Source organism: Bifidobacteriaceae bacterium, from assembly GCA_031281585.1.
GTDB lineage: Bacteria > Actinomycetota > Actinomycetes > Actinomycetales > WQXJ01 > JAIRTF01.
On record JAITFE010000125.1, the window covers coordinates 45,851 to 59,148 of the forward strand.

Consider the following 13,298-nt stretch of genomic DNA (forward strand, 5'->3'; position numbering starts at 1 on the left):
GTTTCCACCAGGGGAAACGCAGGAGAGATCATGAATCAAGACAAGAAGTACCCCAAGACAACCCAGCGCGGCCTGTCCCCCAGGCAACGGGCCATCCTGGACGTGATCAAGGAGTCACTGGAGCGCCGCGGCTACGCCCCGTCAATGCGGGAGATCGGCGACGCGGTCAACCTGACCAGCCCCTCCAGCGTCAAGCACCAACTCGAGGTGATCGAGGCGAAAGGCTATCTCCGCCGCGACCGCCGCCTGCCCCGCGCCATGGAGGTGATCGATCCGAACGCCGACATGCCCCAACTGCTGCGACCGGGCGCGGAAGAGCCCAAACCGCGGTATGTGCCGTTGGTGGGCCGGATCGCCGCGGGCCATCCCATCCTGGCCGAACAGAACGTCGAAGCCCTGTATCCGCTTCCCCGCGAACTGGTCGGCGACGGCGAGGTCTTCATGTTGACTGTCCACGGCGACTCCATGATTGACGCCGCCATCGCGAACGGCGACAAGGTGGTGGTGCGGCGGCAGCCGACTGCTGAGAACGGCGAGATCGTGGTCGCCCTGATCGGCGACGAGGCGACCGTCAAGACCCTCGACACCTCCACCAACCGGGTGTGGCTGCGCGCGGCCAACCCGGCCTACGAGCCGATAGAGGGGCACAAGGCCCGCATCCTCGGCCGGGTCACCTGCGTTCTCCGCAGCCTCTAGCCCGGCCCCACGCCCCACGCGCGCCCCAGGCGGCAGGCCGGCCGGTCAGCCCACCGCCGCGTCCACTCCGGCCAATTCTGCGGCCAGCGCCTCCGGGACGCGGGCGCGCAGGCGCGTGCCCGCAGCCTCATAGGTTTGCCCCAGGATCTCGCCCTGCCGGTGGGTTCGCGCGACCAAGTCGCCCCTGGTGAACGGCACCACCACGTCGACCTCGACCGGCGGACGGGGCAGCGCCCGCTCAATCGCCCGGCCCAGGTCCTCCAAGCCCTGGCCTGTGCGCGAGGAGACGGCGACCGAACCGGGATGAGCGGACATCAACAGGTCTAGCTCGGCCGGGTCGGCGGCATCGGACTTGGTGAAAACCATCAACTCCCGGCCCCGCTCCTGGGGCCCGGCGATCTCCGCCAACGTCTGGCGGACGGCTTCGATGCGGCCCTCCGCGTCCGGCGCCGAGGCGTCCACGACGTGCAGCAGAACGTCCGCCAAAGCCGACTCCTCCAAAGTGGAGGCGAAGGCGTCGACCAACTCGTGGGGCAACCGGCGCACAAACCCGACCGTGTCGGCAATGGTGTAGAGGCGGCCGTCGCCGGTCTTGACCGCCCGCACGGTGGGGTCGAGGGTGGCGAAAAGCTGGTCGTCCACCAGCACGTTTGCGCCCGTGAGCGCGTTGAGCAGCGAAGACTTCCCGGCGTTGGTGTAGCCGACCAGGCCGACCGAGGGAACCCCGGCCCGCTCGCGCTGGGACCGGCGCGCCGCCCTGCCCGGCGCCATGGCCTTGATGTCGCGGCGGAGCTTTGCCATCCGGGTGCGGATGCGGCGGCGGTCCAACTCGATCTTGGTCTCACCCGGGCCGCGCGAGCCGATCCCGGCGCCGCCGGCCACCCGGCCGCCAGCCTGACGGGACATCGACTCGCCCCAGCCGCGCAGGCGCGGCAGCAGATATTCCAACTGGGCCAGTTCGACCTGCGCGCGCCCCTCCCTGGACTTGGCGTGCGAGGCGAAAATGTCGAGAATGACCGCCGTGCGGTCAACCACCTTCACTTTGACCACGTCTTCCAGCGCCCGCCTCTGAGACGGGGCCAACTCCGAGTCGGTCACAACCGTGTCCGCCCCCAGAGTCTTGACCAGGTCCGCCAACTCGGCCGCTTTGCCAGAGCCCAGGTAGGTGGCCGGGTCGGGCTGCGGACGCTTCTGCAAAACCGCGTCCAACACCTCCGAACCCGCCGTCTCCGCCAGTGCCGCCAGTTCGCCGAGGGACGCCTCCGCCTCCGTTTTGGTGACGTCGCCGCCGTACAGGCCGACCAGCACGACCCGTTCCAGGCGCAGTTGGCGGTACTCGACCTCGCTGACGTCGTCGAGTTCGGTCGCCAGGCCGGCGACTCGTTGCAGGGCCGCGCGCTCCTCGCGCTCCAGTTGGTCCCACCGCTCGTCACGGGAATGCTCCCGCGGCTCTTGCCCGGGCGTTCGGCCCTGCCCGCCGCCGCCGCCCGAACCGGCCGTTTGGGCGGTCGCCGGACCTTGGCGCGGTGGCCACCTTGATTCAGTCATCTCGCCTCACATTACTCTTGGCCTGTGTCGCATTACTTTGAACCCGCCCCCGAGGTCCCGCCCCGTGAACTGAAGGAGTTCGAAGTCCGCCTGGCCGGAGCCCCCGCCCGTGTGGTCTCCGCGCCGGGAGTCTTCGCTTCCGGCCGCCTGGACCTTGGCACCGCGCAGTTGCTGCGGACCGAGGACCGACTGGGCGGCGCTATCCCCGCGACCGGCCAGTTCCTGGACTTGGGCTGCGGCTGGGGACCCATCGCCCTCACCCTGGCCCGCCTGGCGCCCGCGGCGCAGGTTTGGGCTGTGGACGTCAACCCGCGCGCGCTCCAGTTGGCCGCCCTGAACGCCGAGCGGCTCGGCCTGGCCAACGTCCGCGCCGCCTTGCCCGGCGCCGTTCCCGCCGGTCTCGAATTCGACTTGCTGTGGTCCAATCCGCCAATCCGGATCGGCAAGGACGCGCTGCGCCGGCTGCTGCGGGAATGGCTTGGCCGTCTGCGCGCGGGCGCGCACGCGGACCTGGTGGTCCAAAAGAACCTCGGGGCCGATTCGCTCAGCCGTTGGCTTGACTCCGAGCCGGGTTGGCGCGCCGCGAAGCTGGCCAGCGCGAAAGGCTACCGAATCATCCGGGCGGCCCGCACCGCCTGACCCGCCAGACGTCAGAGGATTTCGCCCTTGGCGACCAGCTTGGCCGGGCCGGTCAACTCGACCACGTCGTCCACCATCCGGACGCCCAGGGTTCCGCCGGGAACCTCCACGGTCCAGGTGGTCGGGCCCGCCGCGCCCGCCCAGGCCCAGGCGGCCAGGGCCGCCGCCGCAGCGCCGGTGCCGCAAGACAAGGTCTCCCCCACGCCGCGTTCGTAAACCCGCATCTTGATCACGCCCGCCGCCCGGTCGATCAGCGCGAACTCGACGTTCGCGCCGGCCGTCGGCGCCGGCGTCAGCTTGGGCGCGTCCGACAAGTCCAAGGCGGCCAGTTCTTCGGCCGTGACGGGCGCCACGACATGCGGATTGCCGACGTCGACCGTCAGCCCGCCGAGCGGCCGGTCCAGGCCGTCGACGAAGACCTGCCTGTCGCAACCGCGCCGGACGGCCCCCTGGCCGCCGCAGAACTTCCACGTCCCCAGGTCGACCACATAGTCCTGGTCCTCTTGGCGGACGGTGACCACGCCGCCGCGCGTGCCTATCCGCAGGCCCTGTCCGTCCGACAGGTCGGCCAGCCCCTCGGCCAGCAGGAACGCCGCGAAGACGCGGATGCCGTTGCCGCACATCTCCGCCAGCGACCCGTCCGCGTTGCGGTAGTCCATGAACCATTCGGCCCCGGCCGCCGCCGCGTCGGCCCCGTCTTCGGTCGCCGACGCGCGAACGGCCCTCATGACGCCATCGCCGCCAATCCCGAATCGCCGGTCCGCCAGCGCCGCCGCCAATTCCTTGGTCAGCGGGCGCTCCCCCGCGGGATCCGCGTACAGCACAAAATCGTTGCCGGTGCCCTGACCCTTGGTAAAGGCCAACCCCTCCGGCAAGGGGGTCATGTCGTTTGGCACCCGGTCAGCATAAGCCAATCAGCGTGAGTTTTCCTCATCGCGCAGTACCGCCAAGGCCTGATCGGTCAGGTCCGGCGCGGCGGCGTCCAGCCAAACGATCCTCGGATCGCGCCGGAACCACTTCAACTGCCGCCGGGCCAGTTGCCTGGTGGCCAGCGCGATTTGGGATTCCGCCTGGTCAGCGCCCAGTTCGCCGTCAAGGACGGCGAGCCCCTCCCGGTAGCCGATCGCCCTTGACGCCGTCCGGCCCCGCCGCAAACCCCGGGCGTCCAGCCGGGCGACCTCCTCCATCAGGCCGGCCCGCATCATGCCGCCCACCCGCCGGTCGATCAGCGCGTCGAGTTCGGCCAGGTCGCGCCGCAAGCCAATGATCCGAAGCGGCCGCCAGGCGGTGTAGGCGGGCAGGTGGGCGCCGAACGGCCGTCCGGTCAGTTCGATCACCTCCAGCGCCCGCGCGATCCGCCGGAGGTTCCCGGGCAGGATCGCGGCCGCCGCCGCCGGGTCGCGTCGCGCCAACTCGCCATGCAGAAACGCGGCGCCCCGTTCCTCGCCAAGGGCCTCCCATTTGGCCCTGACCACGGGATCCTGTCCGGGGAACTCAATCACGTCGGTGACCGCCCGGACATACAGGCCCGAGCCTCCCACCAGGATTGGTTGCCGCCCCCGCGCCCACACGCCGCCGATGTCGTCCCGCGCGTGCCGTTGATAGGCCGCCACCGACGCCTCCTCCGTCACGTCGAGCACGTCCACTTGGTGGTGCGCGATGCCGCGCCGGCCGCTTTCCGGAGTCCGCGCCGTCCCGATGTCCATTCCCCGGTAGAGGGCCATGGCGTCGCCGTTGACGATCTCGCCGCCCAGGCATTCCGCCAGGTCCAGCGCCAACTCGCTCTTGCCGGTGGCGGTCGGGCCGACAATGGCGAACAGCTCAGGCCGCATTGCCCAAACGCTCGGCGAGAAGCTGGGCCAGGTGAACCCCGCGCCGCCCGGCCAGATCGGCCGCCTGGGTGCGGCAGGAGAACCCGTCCGCCAGGAAAACCGCGTCAGGCGCGTCCGCCAGCGCGGGCAGCAGCGAGCGTTGGGCCACTTTGACGGACGTCTCGTAGTGTCCGGGCGTCATGCCGAAGTCGCCCGCCATTCCGCAGCACCCGGCGAGCCGTTTGACCTTGGCGCCCAGGCCGGTCAGCAGCTTGAAATCGGCGTCCCAGCCCATCACCGCGTGATGGTGGCAATGCGGTTGGGCCACCAGGTCAAGGCCGTCCAGGGAGGGGCCGCGCCAACGTCCGGCCTCCAGATCCGCGGTCAGCTGTTCGGCCAATGTCTTGACGGAGCGCGCCACCGCCGCCGCGCGGGGGTCGTTTGGGAGCAAATCCACCAGGTCGGAGCGCAGAGCCGCCGTGCAACTCGGCTCGACCCCGACAATCGGCAGTCCGTTGACCGCGAACGGGCCCAGCACGTTCATCAGATCCGCCAACCGCCGCTTGGCGCCGCCCAGTTGGCCGGTGGTGATCCAAGTCAAACCGCAGCACGCCGCCGGGGGCACTGTGTAGACCGTGTGCCCGGCCGCGGCGAGAACCCGTGCCGCCGCCAGATCCACCTCCGGGTCAAGGGCGGAGCTGAAAGAATCCGCCCACAACAGCACCGGGTTGGCGCCTTTGACCTGGCTGGTGTCGCCCGCCGGCGCAGGCGCGGCCGCCTGGCTGTGGAAGGGCTGGGCGGCGAAGCGCGGCAGCGACCGCCGCGTGTCCAATCCGCCCAGCCGCAGAATCGCCTTGCCGAGGATGGGCGCGTGCAAAGCCAGGTTCGCCAGCGCGGGGACCCGGCTCGCCAGGCGGGTCCAGCGCGGCAGCCAACCCAGCAGGTAGTGCACCAGCGGCCGGGGCCGGCGCCGGTAGCGCCGGAACAGCGACTCGGACTTCAGCCGCGACATGTCGACGGCGGCCGGGCAGTCGCTTGAGCAGGCCTTGCAAGCCAAGCACAGGTCGAGCGCCTCGGCCAGTTCGGGAGCGTCGAAGCCATGCCCGATCAACGAGCCGTTCGCAACCTCCTGCAGCACCCGCGCCCGCCCCCGCGTCGAGTCCTTCTCCTCGCCCGAGGCCAGGAACGACGGGCACATGAAGCTTCCGGCGGGCGACCCGTCGGCGTGGCACTTCGCCACGCCGGTGCAACGATGCGCCGCCTTGGTGATGTCGCCGCCATCCGACTTGAACGCGAATCCCCCGCGAGCGGGCAGCCGCCGAGCCGCCGGGCACCGCAAATCCGCGTCAAGCGGCGCCGGAGCCGCCTTGACCCCCGGATTCATCAGCCCCAGCGGATCGAACAGGCCCTTGAACTGCTCCATCGCCTTGATCGCGGCGGGCGAGTACATCAGCTTCAACAGTTCGGAGCGCGCCCGGCCGTCGCCGTGCTCGCCGGAGAGCGAGCCCCCATGCGCCACCACCAGCTCCCCGGCCGCCTCCATGAAGCCCCGGAAGACCCGCGTGCCGCGCTCGAACGGGAAATCGATTCGAATGTGGACGCAACCGTCGCCAAGATGGCCGTAGGGAGACCCCTCCAATTCGAACTCGTCCAACAGTCGGTCGAAGGCGCGCAGATAGGCGCCCAAGTTTTGGGGTGGCACGGCGGCGTCCTCAAAACCCGGCCAGCCCTGATGACCGTGCTGCGTCCGGCCGCCCAGGCCCGCGCCGTCCTCGCGGATCCGCCACATCGCCCGGGCCTGAGGACCCGAGGGAAAAACCTGGTGGTGGAGGGTGGAGGCGGCGGAGATCACGCCTTGGGCGGCCGCCTCGTCCTCGACCTCGACCATCAGCCACGCGCGGCCCTCCGGCAGGTCGGGCGCACGGCCCCGATGGCGCAAGTACACCTCCAAGAGGCGGGCGTCCAGCCCCTCAACGGCCAACGGGCCCAGCGGGAGGAGGGCTGGGACGTTGTCTGCGGCATCGGGCAAGGTCGGGTAGCCCAACACAACCAAAACCGGGGCCCTTGCCAGCGGAACCAGACGCAACGTCGCCTCGGTCACCATGCCGAGGGTTCCCTCGCCGCCGACCAGGGCTTTGGCGAGGTGGGCGCCCTTTTCGGGAAGGAGGTGGTCAAGGCCGTAGCCGCTGAGCTGGCGGCGGAAAAGCCCGAACTCCGTGCGGATCACCGCGAGATTGGCGGCGACCAACTCCGTCAAGCCGGGCACCGCGTCAAGGCCGCCCGCGCCCGCCTCAAGACGGCGGCCGTGCCCGTCGATCAGAGTCAACGCCACCACGTTGTCCGCCGTGCGGCCATAGGCGACCGCGTGGTTGCCGCAAGCGTTATTGCCGATCATGCCGCCAAAGGTGCAACGGGAATGCGTGGACGGATCGGGGCCGAAGCGGAGACCGTGTGGCGCCGCCAAGCGCTGCAGGGAGTCCATCACCACGCCCGGCTGGACCGTCGCGGTGCGGCCGGCCACGTCGATGTCGAGAATGCGGTTCAGGTGGCGCGAGGTGTCAACCAGAATTCCGGCGCCCACGGCGTTGCCCGCGCAGGAGGTGCCCGCGCCGCGCATGGTCACCGGGGCCTCGAATTGCCGGGCGATGTCGCCAATGACGGCCAGGTCGTGGTCGTCTTCCGGGAACGCCACGACGGCGGGGACCACTCGGTAGTTCGACGCGTCCGTCGAATACATGGCCCGGCTCAGCGTGGTCGTGTCGACCTCGCCCCGCAGCTCCTTCGCCAGAGCGGCAGCCAGCGGTTCGGCAAGCGAGTTCGGGTCCACGTGACAATAGTCTCCCATGATTGGGCGCCGCGGCGTTTGAAGCACGGGGCTCCGAACTGCGACCTGTCACGGTCCCGTCTAGTTTCGGCGGCGCCGCGCCCGGAAACGCCCTGTCATTCGCTGGTACCGTTGCAGCCAGCTTCCACACGATCTGAATGGAGGAGTCGCGCGATGACTGTCCCCCAGGACCCCGTCAACCCGGAGCCGTCGAACGGACCCGAGCCGGGACAGCCGGCGTATCCGTATCAACAACCCGAGTACGGCCAGCCGGGCTATCCGCCCGAATACGGCGAGCCGGCCTACGGCCAGCCCCCGTACGGGCAGGGCTATCCGCCTCCAGCGCCGGGTTACGGGACTGGTTATCCGCCTCCGGGGCCCGGATACCAGCCTTACTATCCGCCAAACCCCAACGCCAAGTCGAAGATAGCGGCGGGCCTGCTGGGGATCTTCTTGGGCGCTTTTGGCGTCCACAACTTCTATTTGGGCCGCACCGGCCCCGCCGTGGCCCAGCTTCTGATCACAGTTCTGAGCCTGGGATTCCTCGGATTCGTCTCTGGGATCTGGGGCCTGATCGAGGGGATCATGATCTTAACCGCCAAGCCCGGCACCTCGTGGGCCTACGACGCCCACGGCTTCCCGCTCGAATAGCCCGGACGGCTTCCCCGGCCTGCGGCCAGGTCAACGGCGGCGGTCGTACAGCATCCTGCCGGCTTCAGAAGGCCCCTGGACCAAGAAGATCAACAGCACTACCTCAGCGATCAAAACCGTGATGTTGCCAAGGGGGTAGGGGGCAAAGGCACCAAGACCACCCGCGACGACCAGGAGGAAAAACCAAGCGCCCGAGTGCCCCGCGTCATGCAGACGCCGCCAAAACAAGGCCAGGTTGGGGATGAATGTGCCCAGGATCCACACCAGATAGGCAATCACGAAGATGAGCGCGGACACCGTCTCGGCGAGGGACGCAGGGGATCCGCCGGCCCTGAAATCTGAAGCGGTTTCCATGAAGTCATTCCCGGTGGCGGCGTTGGCCGCTATTACCATGCCGGCCCCGAGGCCCAACGTGATCAGGAAGTTCGCCAGGAAGAACCACCAGAATTCAGCGCGCGACGCGCGGCCTGAAAAAGTCGCGTACTTCCGAAACGCGCGTTTGAAGGCGCCGAACAAACCGATTCCATACCAAGGTTGATCGAGGGGCGGCTTAGCCCGCGGGATGGGCGGGACGTTGAGCGGTTCGTTCGACAGCGGATAGGTGGCCGGGCCGTAGCCGGTGGGGCCGTAACCCGCCGGGCTGTAGGGGGGCGGGCCGTATGGGGACGAGCCAAACTGAGGCTGGCCGTAGCCGGGCTGGGCGCCGTAACCGCCTGCCGCGCCGGGATACTGGGACTGGCCATAGGCCGCGCCGGCGCCGGGCGGCGGCTGCTGTCCCGCGACCGGTCCCCTGTAAAACGGGTCAGGCGCCGAACTTGGCGCCGACGGCGCGTAGGGGCTCGGGGTGCCAGCGAAAGGTTGCGAACCTGGCTGGCCGTATGGGGGTTGCGGAACCGGCTGGCCATAGGGCGACGGCGGAACCGGCTGGCCGTAGGGGGGCGGCGGAACCGCCTGACCGTACGGATCGCTCGGCGCGGCGAAAGGTGGGATGGTCATGGCTTGGCCTTCGGTTGGGGTGCAAATGCCAGCGCCAGCATAACCCCAGCGCAGGTCGCGCCACCAGACGTCGGCCACGCGAGCCCTTGACAATGAGCCATCACGGGCCCCGAACCGGGCGCTCCGGCGAGTGCAGCGGCCACAAACGCAGAGACCGAGCGTCAATGAGTGGCTGTCGCGGCGCCTGCGGGACCGAATCAGCCAATCACGGTGGTCTGCCCAAACGCGTGTTGGTCGTATCGAGCGCCGGCGAGCGCGGCGGGCTGGGCCAGGGACACGATCAACTGGATGAAGAACCAGCCGCCCGAATGGCCCGCGTCGTGGAGGCGACGCCAGGTCACCGCGAGCTTGGGGAAGAGCGAGACAAGCCACCACAGGGCCCCAAGGCCGAGCAAAAGGTAGGCCGGCACCCATTCGGCGTTGGCGGCGCTGAATGGGAGCAGGTTGAGGCCGCCATACACAATGGTCCAAGCCAAGCCGGGGCTCACCAGAAAGGTGACCACAACGACCCCCGTCTCGATCAGCGAGTTGGCCAGGAAAAACCACCAGAATTCGCCGCGCGAGGCGCGGCCGGAGAAATCCCCCTGCTTTTGGAACGCCCGCTTGAAAGCATCCGTGAAGCCAATCCCGTACCAAGGCTGGTTCAGCGCCGGTTTCACGCCTGTCATAGAACGCAGCACAATGTCCGGGTTCGGCAACTCGTAGGTCCGCCGGCCCGCCTGGGTCGGGAACTGTTCGGCGGGATCCGGGACGGGCGGGGCGGCCGGATCCTCTGGCCCCGGCGGATGGACGCCGACGGCCTGCGGTTCGGCGGCCGCGTATTCGCGGTAGAAGGGATCGGGCCCCGGCGCCGTGGACGGCCCGGTCCGCCAATCGAACCGCGGCGCCGGGCCGGGATCGGGATGGCGGGTCACCGTGCCGCGACCCGCAACTTCAACGGCGCCAGGCGGCCGGGCCGCGCCGCGTGGGGCGGCGCCGCGTCCGGCCGGCGTTCCGCGTAGGGGACAACCTGGAACGGCCCGCCCGACAGGGCCGCGTCCGCGATCAAATGGTGCGGCGCGCTGTCCGTCACCACCGTGTGCACTATGTCGCCGGGCTGGGCCGCGGCATGGGAGGCAGTTTCCAGCCCAGCCGCCAAAGCTCCCGCCGAAGCGGGGGCGGTAGGCAACGCGATGTGGACAAGGCGGCCTTCGCGGCTGCGGCCGGAAACGCGGGACCGCAACCGGTCTTTGCGGCCTTCGCCGGCCGCCACCAGCACCTCGACGGGTTTGCCAACCTGGGCGGCGTTGTCCTCCTCGCTGATCCCGTCCTGCAACTCGACCAGGCGGCCGAAGCGCTCCCCCACCACCTGGGGCGGCACCTGATCCGGCATGGTCGCCGCCGGGGTGCCCGGCCGGATCGAGTATTGGAAGGTGAACGCGCTGGCGAAGCGGGCCTCGGCCACCAGGTCGAGCGTGGCCTGGAAGTCGGCCTCCGTCTCGCCCGGGAAGCCCACTATCACGTCCGTGGAAATGGCGGCATCCGGCATGGCCGCCCGCACCCGTTCCAGCACGCCGAGGAAGCGCGCGGCCCGGTAGGAGCGGCGCATGGCGCGCAGAATCCGATCCGAGCCGGACTGCAAAGGCATGTGCAATTGCCGGGCCACCACCGGCGTCTCGGCCATCGCGGCAATCACGTCGTCGCTGAACGCCGCCGGGTGCGGCGAGGTGAAACGCAGTCGTTCCAGGCCGCGCACCTGCCCAACCGCCCGCAGCAACTTGGCGAATGCCCCCCGGTCGCCAAATTCGGCGCCGTAGGAGTTGACGTTTTGGCCCAGCAGGGTGACCTCGACGGCGCCAGAGGCCACCACCGCCTCGACTTCCGCCAGGATGTCACCCGGCCGGCGGTCGCGTTCACGCCCGCGCAGCGACGGGACAATGCAAAAGGTGCAGGTGTTGTTGCAGCCAACCGAGATGGACACCCACGCGCTGAAAGCCGAGTCCCGCCGGGTTGGCAGAGTTGACGGGAACACCGTCAACGCCTCTTCGATCTCGACTTGCGCCTGTTGGTTGTGACGGGCGCGGTCCAGAAGCGCGGGCAGCGCGCCCAGATTGTGCGTGCCGAAGACCACGTCCACCCAGGGCGCCTTCTCCACAATGCCAGCCCGGTCCTTTTGGGCCAGGCAGCCGCCCACCGCGATCTGCATGCCCGGCCGTTCTTGTTTGAGCTGGCGGAGCTGGCCCAGATTCCCAAACAGCCGGGTGGCCGCGTTTTCCCTGACCGCGCAGGTGTTGAGGACCACCACGTCGGCTTCGGGGATCCCGTGCGCCCGGATTGGGGCGCCATCCGCCGCCACGTAACCCGCCGCCTCGAGCAGGCCCGCAATGTGCTCCGAATCATGCACATTCATCTGGCAGCCAAGGGTGCGCACGGCGTAGGTGCGCGGCGGTGTGACAGTCATAGCGCGCTCAAGCCTAGCTAGGCCGTCAGTTCCTCGGCCAGCAGCCGTTTCGCGGTGGCGAAGGCCACGCCGGGACCGTGCCCCTTCCGCGTCAACAGCGTTGCCGTCCGGCGGAGCCGCGCCTCCGGCGCCAGACCCCGGGTGGCGGACAGCTTCTTCCTGGCCCAACACTCGGCGGCCTCGAGTTCGTCCTCCCTGGTCACTTGCGCCATGGCGGCCTGGGCGGTCTCAGGGTCGATCCCTTTGCGCTGAAGCTCCGCCGCCAAGGCGCGGCCGACCAGCCCGCGTTCGGCGTGCCGTGTTCGCACCAGCATCTCCGCCAACGAGCGGTCGTCGACCAGCCCCACTTCTTCGAAGCGGTCCAAGAGCGCGGCCGCTATTTGGTCCGGCACGTCCTTTTGCGTCAGCAGTTCCGCCAGTTGCGCGCGCGAACGTGGCGACCGATCCAAGGCTTTGAGGGCGATCGAGCGGGCGAACTCCGCCCGGTGATCCACCTTCATGCGTTACTTGGTCTTGGCCGCGGTTCGGGATGTGCGGGCGGCGGCCCGCACGTCCTCCGCCAGGTCAGACTGGTCGGGAGCATCCTCCACGTCCGGGTTGACCACCGGAACGGGCGGCGCGCCGCCCGGCGTGATGCCCAGGGCGAGAAGAATCTTCTGCTCGATCTCATCCGCCAGTTCCGGGTTGTCGCGCAGGAACGAACGCGCGTTCTCCTTGCCCTGGCCCAGCTGGTCGCCGCCGTAGGTGTACCAGGCGCCGGACTTACGGATCAGGCCGTGCTCCACGCCCAAGTCGATCAGGCTGCCCTCGCGCGAGATGCCATGGCCGTAAAGGATGTCGAACTCGGCCTGCTTGAACGGCGCGGCGACCTTGTTCTTGACCACTTTCACACGCGTGCGGTTGCCGACTGGCTCGGTGCCCTCTTTCAAGGTCTCGATCCGGCGCACGTCCAGGCGCACCGAGGCGTAGAACTTCAGCGCCTTGCCTCCCGTGGTGGTCTCCGGCGAGCCGAAGAACACGCCGACCTTCTCGCGGAGTTGGTTGATGAAGACGGCCGTCGTCCCGGACACGGCCAACGCGCCCGTCATCTTGCGCATCGCCTGAGACATCAGCCGGGCCTGCAGCCCCACATGGGTGTCCCCCATCTCGCCTTCGATCTCCGCCTTCGGCACCAGGGCCGCCACCGAGTCGATCACCACGATGTCCAAGGCGCCGGACCGAACCAGCATGTCGGCTATCTCCAAGGCCTGCTCGCCGGTGTCCGGCTGCGAGACCAGCAGGTCGTCCGTGTTGACCCCGAGCTTGCGGGCGTAATCCGGGTCGAGCGCGTGCTCGGCGTCGATGAACGCGGCGATCCCGCCGCCCTTCTGCGCGTTGGCCACGGCGTGCAGCGCCACCGTGGTCTTGCCGGAGGATTCCGGACCGTAGATCTCGACGATCCGCCCTCTGGGCAGACCGCCAATGCCGAGCGCCACGTCCAGCGCGATCGAACCAGTCGGGATGACTTCGACCGGCGCGTGCGATTCGTCGCCCAAACGCATGATCGAACCTTTGCCGTACTGGCGGTCGATCTGCGCCAACGCGCTGGCCAAGGCCTTGTCTTTGTCTAGCTGAGCCATAGGGGTGCCCTTCACTTCTAGCGTGGAAATCCGATTGAACGCTATCCAGGCTAGAACCGCCCTCTGACACCGTC

The 13,298-nt window shown here is 69.2% G+C and carries 12 protein-coding genes; 3 read left to right on the top strand and 9 right to left on the bottom strand.

The features are described 5' to 3' along the window. Nucleotides 1–30 precede the first annotated feature (30 nt). Nucleotides 31–696, top strand: a complete 666-nt coding sequence (gene lexA, locus LBC97_13515) for a transcriptional repressor LexA (GenBank protein MDR2567044.1) — start codon at nucleotides 31–33, stop codon at nucleotides 694–696. 45 nt (nucleotides 697–741) lie between these two features. On the opposite strand, the gene hflX is transcribed toward lexA, so the two are convergent. Then, on the bottom strand, nucleotides 742–2,244 hold the full coding sequence (gene hflX / locus LBC97_13520; GenBank protein MDR2567045.1) for a GTPase HflX: 1,503 nt from the start codon (nucleotides 2,242–2,244) through the stop codon (nucleotides 742–744). A 24-nt stretch (nucleotides 2,245–2,268) separates the two neighbouring features. Here hflX and LBC97_13525 point away from each other — a divergent pair, with 24 nt between their 5' ends. Next, nucleotides 2,269–2,883 (top strand): methyltransferase, encoded by a 615-nt coding sequence (locus tag LBC97_13525; protein ID MDR2567046.1) that lies wholly within the window; start codon nucleotides 2,269–2,271, stop codon nucleotides 2,881–2,883. Nucleotides 2,884–2,894: 11 nt separating this feature from the next. Here LBC97_13525 and dapF read toward each other — a convergent pair whose 3' ends face one another. Genes dapF through LBC97_13540 form a run of 3 tightly spaced genes read right to left on the bottom strand, consistent with a single transcriptional unit; the run spans nucleotide 2,895 to nucleotide 7,539 of the window. Next, nucleotides 2,895–3,797, bottom strand: coding sequence for a diaminopimelate epimerase (gene dapF / locus LBC97_13530; protein ID MDR2567047.1), 903 nt, complete (start codon nucleotides 3,795–3,797; stop codon nucleotides 2,895–2,897). Continuing rightward, nucleotides 3,798–4,715: a tRNA (adenosine(37)-N6)-dimethylallyltransferase MiaA gene (gene miaA / locus LBC97_13535; GenBank protein ID MDR2567048.1), complete on the bottom strand. Its 918-nt coding sequence runs from the start codon at nucleotides 4,713–4,715 to the stop codon at nucleotides 3,798–3,800. It lies immediately after the preceding gene. Then, the gene (locus LBC97_13540) at nucleotides 4,705–7,539 is read right to left on the bottom strand and encodes an FAD-binding oxidoreductase (GenBank protein ID MDR2567049.1); all 2,835 of its coding nucleotides are present in this window, start codon (nucleotides 7,537–7,539) and stop codon (nucleotides 4,705–4,707) included. The genes miaA and LBC97_13540 overlap by 11 nt, the downstream gene beginning before the upstream one ends. Nucleotides 7,540–7,692: 153 nt before the next feature. On the opposite strand from LBC97_13540, the gene LBC97_13545 reads away from it, so the two are divergent. Then, nucleotides 7,693–8,169, top strand: coding sequence for a TM2 domain-containing protein (locus LBC97_13545; protein ID MDR2567050.1), 477 nt, complete (start codon nucleotides 7,693–7,695; stop codon nucleotides 8,167–8,169). Between the two features lie 30 nt (nucleotides 8,170–8,199). Here the strand turns inward: LBC97_13545 and LBC97_13550 are convergent, their stop codons facing one another. The 5 genes from LBC97_13550 to recA all read right to left on the bottom strand — a co-directional run bounded on the left by LBC97_13550 (nucleotide 8,200) and on the right by recA (nucleotide 13,224). Continuing rightward, on the bottom strand, nucleotides 8,200–8,685 hold the full coding sequence (locus LBC97_13550; protein ID MDR2567051.1) for a DUF805 domain-containing protein: 486 nt from the start codon (nucleotides 8,683–8,685) through the stop codon (nucleotides 8,200–8,202). 677 nt (nucleotides 8,686–9,362) lie between these two features. Further along, nucleotides 9,363–10,079: a DUF805 domain-containing protein gene (locus tag LBC97_13555; GenBank protein MDR2567052.1), complete on the bottom strand. Its 717-nt coding sequence runs from the start codon at nucleotides 10,077–10,079 to the stop codon at nucleotides 9,363–9,365. Continuing rightward, the gene (miaB, locus tag LBC97_13560; GenBank protein ID MDR2567053.1) at nucleotides 10,076–11,605 is read right to left on the bottom strand and encodes a tRNA (N6-isopentenyl adenosine(37)-C2)-methylthiotransferase MiaB; all 1,530 of its coding nucleotides are present in this window, start codon (nucleotides 11,603–11,605) and stop codon (nucleotides 10,076–10,078) included. Before miaB ends, LBC97_13555 begins: the two co-directional genes overlap by 4 nt. 17 nt (nucleotides 11,606–11,622) lie before the next feature. Beyond that, nucleotides 11,623–12,105 carry a recombination regulator RecX gene (locus LBC97_13565; protein MDR2567054.1) on the bottom strand — a complete coding sequence of 161 codons (483 nt, stop codon included), beginning with the start codon at nucleotides 12,103–12,105 and terminating at the stop codon, nucleotides 11,623–11,625. 3 nt (nucleotides 12,106–12,108) lie between these two features. Next, nucleotides 12,109–13,224, bottom strand: a complete 1,116-nt coding sequence (gene recA / locus LBC97_13570) for a recombinase RecA (protein MDR2567055.1) — start codon at nucleotides 13,222–13,224, stop codon at nucleotides 12,109–12,111. Nucleotides 13,225–13,298 lie beyond the last annotated feature (74 nt).